This window comes from Rhizobium sp. WSM4643, assembly GCF_025152745.1.
Taxonomy (GTDB): domain Bacteria; phylum Pseudomonadota; class Alphaproteobacteria; order Rhizobiales; family Rhizobiaceae; genus Rhizobium; species Rhizobium leguminosarum_I.
The window spans coordinates 397,722-413,180 of record NZ_CP104042.1 but is presented as its reverse complement, the minus strand read 5'-3'; the positions used below and the strand labels follow the sequence as shown (position 1 = coordinate 413,180).

The window sequence follows — 15,459 nt, the reverse complement described above, 5'->3', positions numbered from 1 at the left end:
GAGGGTGATGAGACCTTCGACCGTCCTGACTCTGGCGCTTGCGGCCGCTCTTGTCGGGCTGCCTCCTGCGGCCGCTGGGGACGAGGACCCGGTCTTCGACGTTCATTTCAGCAACGGCGTGATTTCGCCCGCGGTCATCGAGGTGCCTGCGAACAAGCGATTCAAGCTGGAACTTCATAACGACGGTTCCACGCCGATCGAGTTCGAGAGCATCCCGCTCCGGAAGGAAAAAGTGCTTGCTCCGGGAGCTTCAAGCTTTCTCGTCTTCAGGTCTTTGCGGGAGGGCGACTACGCCTTCTTCGACGACTTCCACCTCGACATGCCACCAGCCAGACTGACTGTGCGATGACAGCGGACGTTCTCCTCCAATCCTTCAGGATCGCTTCCGTCGTGTGGAGGGAATCCTTCGAGGCGCTGGTGATCGTCGGGATACTTCTTGCGTGGACGATAAACGAGGGTGTGGCCGTCCGGCGGCGAGCAATCAGGTCCATCGCTGGTGGCGCGGTGGCCGGAGTCATGATCGCTGTCGGACTGGCATTCCTCATGAGCGGTGCCGCCGGTTTCCTTGATGGCGACGGCGAAGACATCCTTCAATTCGCACTCGCCGCGACAGCCTCCATCCTGATGCTTCGCATGGTGTTCTGGATGCAGCGAGCTGTGCGCGGCTCGTCCAAGGGAATGAGATCGCAAGCCGCCGGCCTTGGAAAAGCTCGGAGCTGGACCGCATTGGGCCTGCTCTCTGCAGTCGCCGTGGCGAGAGAAGGCGCCGAGACCGTCGTCTTCCTCTACGGGATGCTCTCGGGCTCGGGCCGGAGCGCGACGCTCGTGGCGGGTTCCGGCGCGCTCGGGCTCGCGGCGGCGTGCCTGACCTTCCTGTGCTTTAGATCCGGCGCGTCGGCATTCTCTAAAAGAGCGGTATCAATCACGAGCCAGGTGCTGCTTCTGATCCTCGGAAGCGGACTGATGATGACTGCCGTGGACAGAGCGATCTCGCTTGGGATCGTGCCGATGCTGACGTCGTCGCTTTGGGATACGGGCTGGATACTGGACGAATCGGCGGGGGCCGGGGCGTTTTTATCAGCACTGACGGGCTATCGCTCGAGGCCCGAGCTACTCCCGCTGCTCGCACTGGGATTCTACTGGATAACAGCGTCACTGGCCTACGCACCGGCGGTCGGGGACAAGGCTCACGCATGAACGCAGTCCGGACAGTTGCGCGCAGTTTCGCCGGTGGCTTGGGCGACGTCCTTCTCGCTCATCAGGCCCTTATCCGCCGGGCGCAATGGGTCATGATCATGGTTTACCTGTCGTTCCTCGTCATTCCGCTGCTGCTTCCGCTACCGGGCAGCAGCGACTACATCTGGAACAATCTGTCGCGGTTCGTGCAGTTCGTGTTCTGGGGGGTCTGGTGGCCCTTCGTGATTCTGGGGACGGCGCTAGTCGGCAGATTTTGGTGCGGGCTTCTTTGCCCCGAAGGTGCGCTGTCGGAGTTCGCGAGCGAGCGAGGTGCCGGTCGAGCCATTCCGAGCTGGATGAAATGGTCCGGCTGGCCTGTCGTGGCATTCGTTACGACCACGATCTATGGGCAGCTCACGAGCGTCTACCAGTACCCCAAGCCCGCCGCACTGCTGCTGGGAGGATCGACGCTCGCGGCGATGGTCGTCGGAGCCCGGTATGGCAAGGCGAAGCGCGTATGGTGCAGGTTTCTGTGCCCGGTGAGCGGGGTCTTCGGGGTCGTTTCGAAAATCGCGCCGCTGCATTTTCGAGTGTACCCCGAGTTTTGGAAACGTTCGGCCGCAGTGGGCGGCTCAGGTGTGAATTGCGCACCGCTCGTTCCAATCAAGACGATGCAGGGAAGTTCGGCCTGTCATATGTGCGGCCGCTGCAGTGGGCACCGGGGGGCGATACGGCTGGCGTGGCGCAAGCCGTCGTCGGATATCGTTTTCGGCTCGGGACGAATGGCGACCCGTTGGGACACGATCCTCATCGTTCCGGTGCTTCTAGGTCTGGTGCCGACGGCGCTTCATTGGACGGCTAGCGGCGTGTTCCAGTCTATCCGGCAATGGCTTGTCGAACTCTGCGTCGACAGGAGCTGGTCCTGGCCGCTCTCTCTGCGAATTCCCTGGTGGTTTCTCACCAACTACCCATCGGTCAACGACGTCATGAACTTCGTAGACGCGGTCTCGTTTCTAGTGCTCGCGTGCCTGGGTGCGCTCGCCGCCACCGTCGCGTTCGTGCTGCCTCTCGCCGCCGCCGCTGCGATCCTTCGTCGTCCGAGTCGGATCGTCCATCATCTGGCGCAGGCTTTCATTCCGCTCGCCAGCGCGTCGCTTTTCTGCGGCCTCCTTGCGCTGACCACGAGCCAGCTAGGCTCGGATGGCGTAGTTCTTCCCGGAGTCGATGCGAGCCGCGGAGCAGCAGTCGTTATTTGCGGCGTATGGTCGTCGGCGCTGTTTTTCAGGATTGGGGGCGTCTATAGCAAAGGAATCGCCCGCCGCATCCTCGCTACGGTACCGGCGGTCATAGCGACCGCCTTGTTCTGCGCGGCCTGGCTGGCTTCGTTCCTGTAGAAGACCATTCCACGATCAAGAGCTGCTCTTGCGGGCGGTTGCAAATTGGCGCGGCGACGACGGGAGGGGTCGAGACGCACTGCGGCCGCCGTCGCCGGGACTTTTTAATCTCGACGACAAATGGTCTTTCCGTAGCATCGTCATGGTTCTTTGCTGAGGGTCTTGCAGAAAAGTCACGCCGACGGACGGGTGATGATGAATGCGACACAGGCGCTCAGGATCGTAGCGACGACTGCTAGCGCCAAGGGGCCGGGATCAAACCAAATGAGAAGCAGGAAGCTGGTCGCGATGGTCAGCGCCGCCACAGCCTTCGCCCTTGATCTGATCGCCCCGCGCTCGCGCCATGCCGTTACCGAAGCGCCGAACCATCGATGATCCAGAAGCCAGGACTCGAACCTTGGCGAAGTGCGGGCGAATATACCCGCTGACAGCAGCAGAAATGGCGTCGTCGGAAGCAGAGGCAGGAAAATGCCGACGATTGCAGCAGCGACGGAGGCCCAGGCGATCATCATCATCAGCGTACGCATCTTCATCTCCAGGACTTTCAATGACTATAGACTTGGAGAGCATTCCCTTCTTTGACATCCCTCAAAGACGGATTTGCGCGGACATCTAATATGCTCTCCATCAACTGCACGAAATGGAGAGTGCGATGCTGCCGAGGTTCGTTACCGCGTTTCTGAAATCATCCGGCGAGGCGGGCGTCGTAGTGATGGAACATGCAGGCGCCCATCGTGTGATCGTAGTCGATCGCGCCGCGCTCTGCGAGATGGCCAACCCGCCTCGGGCCGACGAGACCCGACTTCAGCAGAGCGTCGGCGCGATCTGCGAAATAGCGACTTCGAAAATCCTGAGCGACGGACAATCCCCTCATTCGCGACTAAGCGTCTCTGCCGCCGACGTCACCGCTTGGAAGCTGGAACGGTCGAACTTGCACTAGAAGCTGGGCGCCGACGCCCCCTCGCCGAAGATGACGGCCACGTCGATTGCCTCCTGAAGCAATGCGCCGCCGACCGATGGAAGGTATCCCGCTCCCGCGAATTCCGTCGCGCGGAGCGAGAAACCTGTGCTGGTATAGATGCTTTGAAGCGCTATCTTGCGCGAACGACGCGCGATGCCGATCGCCGTCGCTATCTTGGTGAGGTCGTCTACGGCGAGATCAAGCAGCGCAGGCACGCGCGGCTATTGCCGCTCGCCATCGGCCAGTCGCAGTAGGCGAGGTGGGTCCGTCAACGTCAGTTTCTGACGCCCGCCCTCGACAATTCCCTTGGATTCCCACGCGCTCAGTATGCGGGACACCGTATGTAGCGTGGTGCCCGTCATCTCGGCTATGTCTTGACGCGATATCGGGAAGTCGATGCGTATGCCCTCCTCGACGGCCCGTCCAGCCTGTTTCGAGAGGCGAAGTACGGCATGTGCGACCCGCTTCTCGACTTCCTCCGTCGACATCTCCCGTATGCGTGTGTGGGCCTCCTCGAGGCGCTGTCCAATCGTTTGCATCGCGGTCATTGCCAAGCGGGGGTTCTGCTCGACGAAGCATGACCACATCTCGGTCGGCCACCCGATGATGAGGCTTTCAGCCGCAGCCCGCGCTGTACCGGGATAGTCGGTGCGACGGAGGGCCATTGCGAAGCCGAAAAGGTCGCCTGGGTGCACCATGCGGACGATGATCTGCTGACCGTCAAGAGTGACCTGCGTGACCTTCAGCCTCCCATGAATAAGGAGGAAGAAAGACTTCGCATGCCCACCCTGCTCGAATACAGCGTCGCCCTGAGCGACCCGGCGCGGTGCCGCATGTTCCAGCATTGAATCCAGGTCCGGATCCGTCATGCGTTCAAACAATGACAGCGACTTCAGAACTGCGCGGTCAACCTTCATTGCTGCTCGTCTCCGTGTACGCCTTCGTGGACCGGGCGATAATGTCGGTCGCGGTTCTTCGGGCGAAGTCCGAGACGCTTTCCATCAGCGTCATGTGGCGGACGAGCCGAAATCCCAGATTGTCCGGCGGCGCCCCCACCGAACATCCGCCGCCCTTTGGGTTGCGAATGAAACTGCTCATCGGGGCGCGGTGCTTGCCGGAAGCGATGAAGATGCCGCAGTCGGAACCTGACCGTTTTTCGTCCACCATTCCTTGATCAAGATCAACTCGCTTGTTGCATGTCGACGTCCACTCCCAGATGTTGCCGCCAAAATCGACAAGCCCGGTGCTGCTGACGCCGAAGGTGCCTTTTGGCTGTGGGCGCGGGTCCACGGACGCGGCTCTCCGCGCCTCCCGCTCGTAGTCGGCAAGCCAGCGCACGGCCGGATTCTTCTCGTCCTCATCGACGCCAAGGGCGTCGTCGGGAAAACGGTCGGCGGCGGCGTAGGCGAGTTCGAAGTCCGTGGGCAGCGTCCACGCCTGCCCGGTCCGTTTCGAAAGCCACGCCGCGTATCGCACGGCGTCTTCGTAGCTGACGCCGGTCAGCGGCATATCGGGCGCCACGGCGTCTTCCGGTTCGTCGGCGGGGACGCAGACGCCGTCGTCGACGCATCGCCTGTACTCGCCACGGGTCGTCTGAAACTTCATAATCTGGAGACGTTTCCGGACGTCGACGTCCTTGCGGGGCGCGTCGACCGCCCGACCGTTGCGAAAGTACTCGGCCGAATCGCGATAGGCGAACGTTCGGCTCTCGATGAAGACAGATTGGGGAGACGGGAGAGCGGGGAGAGCGAGGTCGACATCGTGGAACGGGACCAGCCCCGACGCGACCGCGACCGCACCGGACAGGACCGCAAGCAGGGCAAGGGGAATGGCTATGGATATCGCCGAAACCTCGTCTTTCCCGGTCATAACTTATATCGCTGGTTGCGCCTCTTTGTGAACGGATGGAGCGCGGGTCCTCTCAGCCCCGCGCCCCCTCGCTTCAGACCGTCAACTGCCCGACGGAGCTCTGACCGAAGTCATGAGATCGTCGTCCCATTCGCCGGTGACCTTGAAGTGTGCCGCCGCACCCAGCTCGAAGGCTTCGATGAGGTTATGGTTCACATAAGCGTAGATGCCCGGCTGGACGAACGTATAGACGGCAGCGCCGGCGGTTCCGCCAGGTATGAACCAGGTCTCCTGGTCGACGTCCGGCACGTTGGCGAACTTGCCGGTGGCCCATACGTACTCGCCATGACCGCCGATCAGGTGCGGACGCGTGTCGCGGTTTGCCTGCGAGTGGACGATCAGCACCGTCTCGCCTACTTTCGCGGTCATAGCGTTGTCGCCCGTCAGAGCACCGACGGCACCGTTGAAGACGATGTGCGTCGGGGTCAGGGTCCTCATGACGGCGATCGTGTCCTCATAGGCCTCGCCGGGGCTGTCGTATTTCTTGAACTTGCCGTTCTCGTCCTTCGGAATGTAGAAGTCCTGCTCGCCGACGTAGTAGACCTTGTCGTAAACTACTGGCTTTCCGTGGCCGTCTGTGAGGCCTTCGCGCGGAAGCACCATGATCGCACCGTTCATGCCCGAAGTGACGTGCCACGGCACCATGCCGGGAGGTGCGCAGTGGTAGACGAAGACGCCGGCCTTCGTGGCCTTGAAGCGCAGCACCGTGCTTTCGCCGGGATTGACGATCGTCAGCGCGCCTCCGCCTAACGCACCGGTGGCGGCGTGGAAGTCGATGTTGTGCTGCATCGTGTTGGTATCGGGATTGACGAGGGTCAGCTCGACGTAGTCGTCCTGGTGAACGACCAGGAGTGGGCCGGGAACCGATCCGTCGAACGTCATCGCGTTGACTTCGGTGCCGTCCTTGTCCAACACCATCTTCTGTTCCTTAATGGTGAGGGTGAATTCCTTGATCCTAGGTCCGCCCTTCGCCTGCTGATCGTGGGCGTGGACGAACGGAGGCTTCACAAGTTCGACCTTCTCGCGCGGAAGCTTCGAGAGGTCGACTTTCTTCCCGCTATTCTTGGCGCCGGGCGCTACGTGCTCGTCGGCGTGGGCGGGAACGCTTGCAACCAGAATGGGGGTCAGCGCCCCTGCGACGGCTGCGCCCGTCAGCATCGTGCGTCTTGTCATCTGCAGAGTATTAGTCATGCCCCAATCTCCATTAGTCGAAGAGCGGACGAACACCGCCCGGTTTCGAGGAGGAGAGTAGTAGAACCGGCACGGGACTCTTTGATTTGGAGCAAACTTCCTGTTTGCTGCACCGCAAAGTGACCGAGACTCTATTTGCGTAATCTCAACGACCTGCTCTTCGATGTCAGGCATTGCTGCGTGACAACTGGAGACAATGATCATGCAGAAGACCATGGACGCCGAACCGCGGGCTCCTCGCGGCATGTCGCGCGACGGCCTCGTCCTCTTTTCCTACGGGTTCCGTCCCTTCTTCCTAGCTGCCGCCTTATGGGCGATCCTGAGCATGCTGCTATGGACGAGCTTTCTGACCATGGACCTGCCGGTCGCCACCCAATACGGGACGCTTTACTGGCACGCACATGAAATGCTCTTCGGATTCGCTCCGGCGATCCTGACGGGCTTTCTTCTCACGGCCATTCCAAACTGGACGGGTAGACTGCCGATCGCCGGACGTCGGCTCATAGCTTTGTTTTCACTGTGGTGCGCGGGCCGGATCGCCATGCTTGTCAGCGGCTCGGTTGGCGTCATGGCCGCGGCGCTCGTCGACGGCCTCTTTCTGCCGGCCATGCTCGTGATTTGCACTCGGGAGGTCGTGGCCGGGAGAAAGTGGAAGGATCTGAAGGTCGTTGCCGGGCTCCTTGTCCTGTCCGTGGCCAATGCCTGCTTCCAGCTTCAGGTCGTGCAGGGGGAAAGCCCCGAGCTGCCGATCCGCCTTGGTCTCGGCGCCTACGTACTGCTCGTGACGATCGTGGGCGGTCGTATCCTTCCAAGCTTCACGCGAAACTGGATCAACCAGTTCGGTCGCACTGACTTCCCAGTGCCCTACAACCGCTTCGACGCGGCGACCATCACTATAGGAGCCGCCTCACTGGGTGTCTGGTCCATCGGGCCAGAATCCTTCCTGAGCGGTCTGCTTGGGCTGGCTGCCACCATGCTCAACCTCATCAGGCTCGTGCGCTGGCGTGGATGGACGACGTGGCCGGAGCCCATTGTATTCGTGCTCCACGCAGCCTTCGCCTTCGTTCCGCTTGGATTCGCGGCCATCGCGCTACAGGCCATAGGGCTTCCGGAACTCGCCGTCCTGCACGTCTTCGCGATCGGTTCTATCTCGCTGATGATGCTCGCTGTTATGACCCGTGCGAGCCGCGGCCACACAGGCAGAAAGCTGACGTCCGCACCTGTCACCAATATTTCCTACGTGGTGCTTGGCGCCGTTGCGCTCGTGCGACCTGCTGCCGAGCTTCTACCGGAATACAGCGCTCCGGTCTTGCTCGTGGCCGCGGCGGGCTGGATCGCGGCCTTTTCCCTCTTCATCGTGGAGCATGCGTCGATGCTGTGCACCGGCAGGAAGCCGTTGACCGTCCGAGGGAAGTAATTCCAGCGCGGCATGCACCGACGGTGTTTGCGGCGCGTCGCTCGGGAAGCACATAAACATGCAAGAGAGCGTTTCCCAGGGGCCCAGCCGCTGATCCAAAAGTGGATGCAAAGCCGCGGTCGCCTTTGGGCGCGCCTGGGCTTGGCGGACGATTTCGATGAGCGTGTGGAGAAGTCGGCGTCTTCAAGTTCTTCCCTGAAGTCTGGCAGGAGCAGTCTCCGAGCTGTTCCGCGGCGAGAAGGCAGGACCATCCGGTCCGCTGCCGCGGAGTATCAGGCAGTCGAAGGTTGCTCCTATACGTCGTGGATTGGCAATGAGCCTGCCAGCAGCCTAAGCGGTGCTTAGTGCCAGATCCGAAGCGGTGGCGATGGAATTGTATACGCCAAGGAGGCTGTTCGCGTCTCTCCGGTGAACGCCGGCTTCATCCTCGACCAGCGGAGAGCCGCCGGAATGGTGGTCGCGGGAATGAACTGGCCGCCGCAACGCGGATTGTTGTGCCGCCCGTGTTGTCCGACTTCGACATCCGCTCAGAACCTCCATCCTTCCCTGAATAGCGACCGTGTAAATGCGTTGGCGCTAGCCGTCAGGATCGCCTGGATCCTGCAGCAAGATGGGCGGGTGCATGCGCCATGCGCTCGCTCACCACAGCGCCGTCGGAAGCGATCACCGCGATCCATGTGCGGTTTCCGATGCGGACGGTCAGCCGGGTTCGTCCAGCGTCCTCACCCTCGCCCCGCTCCACCAAGCTGCGGACGAGGCCCAGCTTCATGTGACGTCGAAGGGCGTCGGGCGAGATGGCGAACCGGCGGGCCAGAAAAGCGGCGTCGATCGTCAGCTCCCCAATGTCAATCTGTTCTGCGCAGTCCATGCCGCGTTCAACCTTTTTAATCATCGAGCGAAAAACGCTGCGCCATCTCCGGCGTCCATGCCGGCTCGTAGACCAGATCGACCTGCGCCCGCCGCACGCCGGCGAGATGCTCTACGCGGACCTTGACCGCGTCGGCAAGAAACCCCGACGCTGGACAGAAGCGCGTCGTCGTCGTCATCTTGACGTTCACCATGCCGTCCGTCGCAACAAGAACTTCGTAGATCAGTCCGAGATCCACGATATTCGTGCCAACCTCCGGGTCCTCGATGTCCCGCAGGGCAGCAAGCACGTCCTCAGGCGTGAGTTCATGTTCTGGCACAGGCGGAATCCGATGGTGTCGCGCGGATCATGATACGATAGACCTTGCCGGTTTCATCGAAGTTGCCGACCCATTCGTGGCCGCGTTCCTTCAGCTCGTTGAAGAGGAAGACTGGTTCGCGGTTCAGAAGTGCGAACATCACCTCGCCGCTCTCCATCATCTCCAGCCTTGCAAGGATCCGCTCCATCGGCTCCGGCGGCGGGAGATCCGTGAGGTCGAGGTTCCAGACCGGCTCCGGCCAGAGAGCCTCCTGTTCGGCCTTCTCCTGCGTCGGAGCGGGAACGAAATCGATTTCCCAGTCGTCGTCGGCGAGACGTCGCGCGATATGTTCGAAACCGCGATCTGCGAGCTGCCGCATCAGCGGCTTTGGCTCGAAGATCGCATGAAGCCTCACGCCTTCGCCCGGCTGAAGGCTGGCGAAGGTGTCCATGATCAGTTGAAAGGGCATCCCGCCATCGCGCAGGATCTGTCGTACGTCTAGTTCACGAAGCTGAACCATTGGCATCACCTCTATGGTTGCCGGCGAAGAAGAAAGCCGGGTGTTTGAACGGAGATTTCTTGGCGTCCGCGTCGACGCCGGCCAGGGCTCGCGACAGGGCCAGCTCGGCCGCGAGCGCGGCCGTCGAAAAGGTCTGCGCGAAGGCGGCGATCCTGAAGACGTCGTCAAGTCCGAGGAAAATGGCGCCGGACGCGACGATCACCGCGCAGTAGAAGACGCTGAACCAGACGGACGAGCGGGCGCCGTTCACCAGATCCGCCAGCTTCGGGGTGGGCCGGCGCCCGAGAAGCGGACCGAACGCTTCGATCCAGGTCAGGAAGGGAACTATCTTGAGAAGCTGCGCCAGGCCCAGACCGGTCAACCAACCGAACACGAAGAGATAGCCCAGCGCCGTGAGCGTTGTCGGACCGGCATGGAGTGCGACGGCGGCGGGAAGAAGTGCTGCGGATACGCCGAACATGACGAAGGCCGGGAGAGACCAGTATGTGTTCGGTTCCAGCTTCCTGCGCCGGCGGCCCCGGTAGGCCCTCGCCAGTTCGGCAAGGTACGCGGCAGCGGCCACCGGGAGCGCCAGCGTCGCCAGCAGTGCCGATGCGCCGGCGACGGCCTCGTCGAAGGCGAGAGATGCCGCAGCGGCCATGAGCAGGCCGGCGACGGCGAGGCAACTGTGACGGAGCGTATCCGACGGCTTCATGTCGTCTGACAGCAGAAACATGGGCAGCAGCTTGTAGCTTACGCCGATCGCGCCGAAAGTCATCCAGCCGACAAGTCCGAGTCCTGCGTGTAGCGGCGCGGCGGCGACGACATACGAGACGAGCGGAAAGGCGTCGGCGACGCCGGAGACGACGACCGCGAAGAATGCCCCTAGTGCGACGGTAGCGACAAGGCTGGCGATGCCGAGAAGGACGAATCGCGACGCCTCGTGCGCATGCCGTCCCCGCCAGAACAGTGAGAAAAGAGCCGCCGCGATCGTAAGGAACGAGACGGCCAGCGTTGCGGCGGCGGCGCACATGACCGGACCCACCAGCGCCGAACCGACGCTCGTCAGTCCGAAGCCCGACAGGAGCAGGACCAGGCCCACGACCATTCCACAGAGGACGACCAGCCCAAGGCTGCCTTTCGGAAGTTCGAGACCTGTCAGAACCGGGCCGAACTGCAGGAGTGCACCTATCATCAGCAGGGCAAGCCAACCGATGGTGGTCGAGTGCACGATGATGAGCGAACGAGGATCGGCGACGTCCAGCGACGGCGACCAGCCTCCTGCCGCCAGCAGGACCTCCGCAAACAGCAGAAAGAAGAGCGACGCTGCGAAATAGGACATCGTCCAGCGCGATAGGCTCGTCCCCGTAGGGATCATCGTGCTTCTCCGTTCCTAGTGGCTTCCGCAGCAGCAGTCGCAGCCCGAGTCGAGCCTGGTGATTTCCACGCGCCAGACTTCAGGCCCTTGCTCCAGATATTCCCAGGAGAACTTGCCGGGCAGCGCGGTTTCGAGCTGGTACTGGAGAGGGCGCGGCTCGTGATCGCTCGTGATGTGCAGCACGCCGCCCGGCGTCAGCGTGTGAAGCGTTCCGAAAATCTTCGGATGACGTTCGCCGGGATGCAGCGTCCGCACATCGATGTGCGAGACTTCGCTTGTTTGAGTTTGCGCCTCAGACATGTGATTCGAATTCCTTTCGATCGCCGCTTTCTGTCTATGATGGAGCGGCGGCTCGCCCCGATCGGTTCTGAAGATACGCGACAGATGCGCAGCGAACATTGACAGCGAGCAAACACCAGGAAGGTTTCAGACAATCTGCGATCGCGTTCATTGACTTATGACAAGGAAAGTCTCCCTGCCGACGGTCATAAGGGGGCACGATCAAATCCAGAGACGAAAAGATGTCGAACGCACTTGTGGCCAAATACGGCGAAGCTCGCCTTCCACGTTACACGAGCTATCCGACCGCCCCCGCATTCGCAGCCGCGGTCGGTCCCGACGATTATGCGCTAGCTCTTCGGAGCGCTGGAAAGGGCGAGCCGGCGTCCTTGTACCTGCACGTCCCCTTCTGCCGGTCGATGTGCTGGTATTGCGGCTGTCACACCACGGTCACCAAGCAAGACGCGCCGATCCTCGACTACCTCGACGTCATGAGCAGGGAGATCGAACTCGTCGCTAAAGCCGCCGATGATAGCATTCCCGTCAAGAACCTTCACTTCGGTGGCGGAACACCGACGATCATGAAGCCGCACGAATTCGCGGCGTTGATGAAGACGCTGAAGACCTGGTTCGCGTTCGAACAAGACGCCAGCGTGGCGGTCGAGATCGACCCCAGAACCCTCGACAGCGAAATGATCGCCGCGCTTGGCGAGAATGGCGTGGATCGAGCAAGTCTCGGCGTGCAAAGCTTCGACCCGGTCGTTCAAAAGGCCATCAACCGGATACAGACGTTGAACGAGACCAAGGCTGCGGTCGCAGGATTGCGGGCCCACGGCGTCAAGAGCACGAACTTCGATCTTATCTACGGTCTTCCTTATCAGACGGTCGATTCCTGCGTCGAGACGGTGCAGATGGCCATCGAACTTCGTCCGGAAAGGTTCGCAGTCTTCGGCTATGCTCACGTTCCCGCATTTAAGAAGCATCAGCGGCTCATCGACGAGGCGGCACTTGCAGGCGCGGCCGAGCGCAACGAACAGGCCGAGGCGATAGCTGAAGAACTCGTTGCAGCCGGATATGTCCGCATCGGTCTCGACCATTTCGCGCTTCCGGAGGACGAACTGGCCATCGCGTCCGTGGGAGGTAGGCTGCACAGGAACTTCCAGGGCTACACCACGGACGACTGCGAGACCCTGATCGGACTTGGCGCGTCGTCGATCGGGCGCCTTGCCTCCGGCTACTATCAGAATCACGTCGCGATCGGTCGATACGCCGAGATGGTGTCGTCCGGCGTCCTTCCGACGGCGAAAGGATACCTTCTGACGAATGAGGACAAGCTGCGCGCCAGGGCCATCGAACGGTTGATGTGCGATTTCGAGGTCGATCTCGCTCGCCTCAGCCACGAGGCGGGGTACGAAGAGGGATTTCTCCTGGAGCGAAACGAACGCCTCGCGGACCTTATCGGCGACGGCGTGGCGACCATAGCCGATGGTCGCGTCACGGTGGCCAAGGACTCGCGCTTCATGGTTCGCGCAGTAGCGGCCGCGTTCGACGCCTACTTTGGTGCGCTCGGCAGGACGCATAGCAAAGCTGCGTGATTAGCGTATCCGACGCACTAGGGAAGTGTCCGACGAATATTCAATAATCAATCGGCACGATCGCGACGAGTTTCCCGTCCTCGGACGTGATTTCGAATTGCTGCGGGTGTCGCAAGCAGCCCGCGTCGGGACGGATCTGCAAGCCGCCTACCAGGGCGGCGGAAATAGCGGCCTCGATGTCCGGGAGAACGCAGCCGCTGTAATCGCGGATCAGATCCTGTTCAGATCGGATGTTGAAGAAGAAGCGGCCGCAGCATGTGGTCGACATTGGAGAACCGATCTCAAAAAGACGGAAGAAGCCGTCGGCGAATGAACCATTAGGGTTCTCCAAAGTTCCTCGCATTGATCTGGATCACCGGGTATTCGTCACCAACGGTTGAAACGCGAGTTTCACGATCCTGACGACTTTCATTTCAGTAACATTTTCCTGACACGCGACCGACCCCTTCGTTACGTGACTGAAGCGGCATCCGTCCCACGACCGCCGAAGTACCATGGAACGGTTCTCCGCACCGCCCGGACGATGACTCTTTTCAGTGAGCCGGAATTTCGGTTTCAACCGTTAGTGACGAATATCCGGATCACCTGCCGCGTTGCGATAGCGCCTTCATGCGGTCAGATTCCGATAGATCGCAGGGAGCGCGCTCGGCAGCCTCGCGATGTTCGAGATAAGCGCGTAGCCCTGACGCCCGAATATGGCGGGAAGATAGTCTTGCGCGTTCCGATCGACGGTCACGGCAAAGACTGCCTGACCTCGACCTCTCGCTTCGATGACGGCGCGCCTGCAGTCTTCAAGAGCGAACCGGCCTTCATAGTGGTCGATGTCGTTCGGCTTGCCGTCGGTCAGGATCATCAGCAGCCGCTTGCGAGAGCCCTGCTTGTCAAGCTGGTCCGAGACGTGCCGAATCGCGGCGCCCATACGGGTGTAGTAGCCAGGCTTGAGGCTGGCGATGCGGCAGGCGACTGCCGGCGAGAACCTCTCATCGAACCGCTTGATGGTGTCGACGCGAATCCAGTCCCTGCGACGGGACGTAAATGTCTGGACGGAGAACCTGTCTCCACAGGCGTCAAGACCACGGGAGAGCACGTCGAGGGCCTGCATTTCCACGTCGAGAACCCTCCGATTGTCGACCCAGGAATCGGTCGACAGCGAAACGTCGACGAGTATCGTGGTCGCAAGTTCGTGCGCGGCCGGCCGGGCGCACTCGAATATGTGGTCGTTCGGCTCGCCGGTGACGAGAAGATCGATACGCGAGCGGACGACGGCGTCCATGTCGATATCGTTTCCATCCAACTGTGCGTGTCGAACTTCGCGCTTCGGGCGCAGGTTTTCGAAGTGCTTCTTGACCTTGCGGACGATGGACTGATCTGTCGCCAAAGTCGCGTGCTTGGCGTCGGGAGCAATACCCACTATGACGCGGCAATGATCCTCCAGGTATTCGTTCTTGCGAAAATTCCATTCGGGATAGACAAGTTCGCCTTGGATGCGGGACGCGTCGACCGCCTCGGGAGAGAGGTCGAGATCGAAATGAAACTTGGACTTCGGCCGTTCCTTCGTCTCGCTCAGCGTGATGTCATCGAGCTCGTCGGCGGCGGATGGTTCGTCGTCGTCGCGATCGTCAGTCGGTCGGTCGACGTTGACCATCTCCGCCATCGCGAGGATCTTCTCGAACCTGTTCAAAATCAAAGGATCGCGCTTGCGGTCGTCGCCATCCTTCTGCCGCTTCGCCTCGTGCGAGAGCCTTTCCTCACCGTCCCGTTGCGCGGCGTCAGAGGGAAGATCGTCACGATCGGATGACTGGATCTCCGTCCGTCCACGGAAATCTGGCCAGAGGGGGATGGAAAGCATTGGCAGATACCCCGCGGGGGCGGCGTCGATGGCGGGTTGGGCGGCGGGCGGAAGTTCGTGTTCGAGCGGGAACGACAGGGCGGTCATCGCGAACGCCTCGATGCGGGACTCGATCAGCGGGAGCCTGCCGCGCTTTCGGCAGGAAGTCAGCGCGTGGGCGAGGCGCACGTACCGGTCGGCCATGCCTGGAAATGTCTTGACCAGACGCCGCGAGTTCCGCCGGCCGGCTTCGACGCGGGCGATGTCCGCGAGCGCGACGTCGGAAGGCGGATCCTTAGCGACGGCCACCGCGACATAGCCTGCGAGCCAGAAGTAGAGGTCTCGGTTGAGGTCTTGATCGCTGAAGACGTCGATCGTGCCTGGGAGATGTATGGCCGCGTCGTCCCAGGTCGGATGATCGCTTCTTTCTTCGCCCAGGCCGACGACCTGGCGCAGCCGCAGGCGATGTGAGGAGGTCTTCTGCCGGGACTTCTGGATCTGAAAGGTGGCCGCACCGCCGAAGGCCCGAAAACAGACGGAAAGCTGCGGCTTGACTTCCGTCAGATGCACAGCCTGGTTCGGATGGTGCGGCCACGAACTCGTTTCGCCGATAATGCGATGCCAAGCTCGTCCGACAGTCTCTTCAAGTTCCAGAAATTCCAGCATG

The 15,459-nt window shown here is 61.5% G+C and carries 17 protein-coding genes and 1 pseudogene; 5 read left to right on the top strand and 13 right to left on the bottom strand.

Annotated features, from left to right (window positions below; all coding sequences use genetic code 11):
• Positions 1-7 precede the first annotated feature (7 nt).
• From N1937_RS28805 to N1937_RS28795, 3 genes are read left to right on the top strand one after another with little or no spacing between them, the layout of a single operon-like run.
• Positions 8-349, top strand: coding sequence for a cupredoxin domain-containing protein (locus tag N1937_RS28805; RefSeq protein WP_260060243.1), 342 nt, complete (start codon positions 8-10; stop codon positions 347-349).
• Positions 346-1,197 carry an FTR1 family iron permease gene (locus N1937_RS28800; protein ID WP_260059854.1) on the top strand — a complete coding sequence of 284 codons (852 nt, stop codon included), beginning with the start codon at positions 346-348 and terminating at the stop codon, positions 1,195-1,197. Before N1937_RS28805 ends, N1937_RS28800 begins: the two co-directional genes overlap by 4 nt.
• Entirely contained in the window at positions 1,194-2,570 is a 1,377-nt protein-coding gene (locus N1937_RS28795) for a 4Fe-4S binding protein (protein ID WP_260059853.1), read from the top strand. The genes N1937_RS28800 and N1937_RS28795 overlap by 4 nt, the downstream gene beginning before the upstream one ends.
• Before the next feature lie 173 nt (positions 2,571-2,743).
• Here N1937_RS28795 and N1937_RS28790 read toward each other — a convergent pair whose 3' ends face one another.
• From N1937_RS28790 to nirK, 6 genes and pseudogenes are all read right to left on the bottom strand, one after another.
• Positions 2,744-3,097, bottom strand: a complete 354-nt coding sequence (locus tag N1937_RS28790) for a YbaN family protein (protein ID WP_260059851.1) — start codon at positions 3,095-3,097, stop codon at positions 2,744-2,746.
• Between the two features lie 158 nt (positions 3,098-3,255).
• The gene (locus N1937_RS28785; RefSeq protein ID WP_260059850.1) at positions 3,256-3,435 is read right to left on the bottom strand and encodes a hypothetical protein; all 180 of its coding nucleotides are present in this window, start codon (positions 3,433-3,435) and stop codon (positions 3,256-3,258) included.
• 71 nt (positions 3,436-3,506) lie between these two features.
• A pseudogene (locus tag N1937_RS28780) lies at positions 3,507-3,728 on the bottom strand (heavy metal translocating P-type ATPase); the annotation flags it as partial.
• 24 nt (positions 3,729-3,752) lie between these two features.
• Entirely contained in the window at positions 3,753-4,448 is a 696-nt protein-coding gene (locus N1937_RS28775) for a Crp/Fnr family transcriptional regulator (protein ID WP_260059849.1), read from the bottom strand.
• Positions 4,438-5,400 carry a formylglycine-generating enzyme family protein gene (locus tag N1937_RS28770; RefSeq protein ID WP_260059847.1) on the bottom strand — a complete coding sequence of 321 codons (963 nt, stop codon included), beginning with the start codon at positions 5,398-5,400 and terminating at the stop codon, positions 4,438-4,440. Before N1937_RS28770 ends, N1937_RS28775 begins: the two co-directional genes overlap by 11 nt.
• Positions 5,401-5,481: 81 nt before the next feature.
• Positions 5,482-6,630: a copper-containing nitrite reductase gene (gene nirK / locus N1937_RS28765; protein WP_260059846.1), complete on the bottom strand. Its 1,149-nt coding sequence runs from the start codon at positions 6,628-6,630 to the stop codon at positions 5,482-5,484.
• A gap of 202 nt (positions 6,631-6,832) precedes the next feature.
• Here nirK and N1937_RS28760 point away from each other — a divergent pair, with 202 nt between their 5' ends.
• Positions 6,833-8,047 carry an NnrS family protein gene (locus N1937_RS28760; protein ID WP_260059845.1) on the top strand — a complete coding sequence of 405 codons (1,215 nt, stop codon included), beginning with the start codon at positions 6,833-6,835 and terminating at the stop codon, positions 8,045-8,047.
• Between the two features lie 583 nt (positions 8,048-8,630).
• Here the strand turns inward: N1937_RS28760 and N1937_RS28755 are convergent.
• Genes N1937_RS28755 through N1937_RS28735 form a run of 5 tightly spaced genes read right to left on the bottom strand, consistent with a single transcriptional unit; the run spans position 8,631 to position 11,390 of the window.
• Positions 8,631-8,915 (bottom strand): DUF6522 family protein, encoded by a 285-nt coding sequence (locus tag N1937_RS28755; RefSeq protein ID WP_064682779.1) that lies wholly within the window; start codon positions 8,913-8,915, stop codon positions 8,631-8,633.
• A 16-nt stretch (positions 8,916-8,931) separates the two neighbouring features.
• Positions 8,932-9,234, bottom strand: a complete 303-nt coding sequence (locus tag N1937_RS28750) for a metal-sulfur cluster assembly factor (protein WP_260059844.1) — start codon at positions 9,232-9,234, stop codon at positions 8,932-8,934.
• Positions 9,221-9,733, bottom strand: coding sequence for a DUF2249 domain-containing protein (locus tag N1937_RS28745; RefSeq protein ID WP_260059843.1), 513 nt, complete (start codon positions 9,731-9,733; stop codon positions 9,221-9,223). Before N1937_RS28745 ends, N1937_RS28750 begins: the two co-directional genes overlap by 14 nt.
• Positions 9,717-11,090, bottom strand: coding sequence for a hypothetical protein (locus N1937_RS28740; RefSeq protein WP_260059842.1), 1,374 nt, complete (start codon positions 11,088-11,090; stop codon positions 9,717-9,719). Before N1937_RS28740 ends, N1937_RS28745 begins: the two co-directional genes overlap by 17 nt.
• 15 nt (positions 11,091-11,105) lie before the next feature.
• On the bottom strand, positions 11,106-11,390 hold the full coding sequence (locus N1937_RS28735; RefSeq protein ID WP_260059840.1) for a DUF2249 domain-containing protein: 285 nt from the start codon (positions 11,388-11,390) through the stop codon (positions 11,106-11,108).
• 221 nt (positions 11,391-11,611) lie between these two features.
• On the opposite strand from N1937_RS28735, the gene hemN reads away from it, so the two are divergent.
• On the top strand, positions 11,612-12,964 hold the full coding sequence (gene hemN / locus N1937_RS28730) for an oxygen-independent coproporphyrinogen III oxidase (protein WP_260059839.1): 1,353 nt from the start codon (positions 11,612-11,614) through the stop codon (positions 12,962-12,964).
• Between the two features lie 40 nt (positions 12,965-13,004).
• Here hemN and N1937_RS28725 read toward each other — a convergent pair whose 3' ends face one another.
• Positions 13,005-13,307 carry a DUF6894 family protein gene (locus N1937_RS28725; protein ID WP_260059837.1) on the bottom strand — a complete coding sequence of 101 codons (303 nt, stop codon included), beginning with the start codon at positions 13,305-13,307 and terminating at the stop codon, positions 13,005-13,007.
• A 264-nt stretch (positions 13,308-13,571) separates the two neighbouring features.
• Positions 13,572-15,458, bottom strand: coding sequence for a nitric oxide reductase activation protein NorD (locus N1937_RS28720; RefSeq protein WP_260059836.1), 1,887 nt, complete (start codon positions 15,456-15,458; stop codon positions 13,572-13,574).
• Position 15,459: the final 1 nt, after the last annotated feature.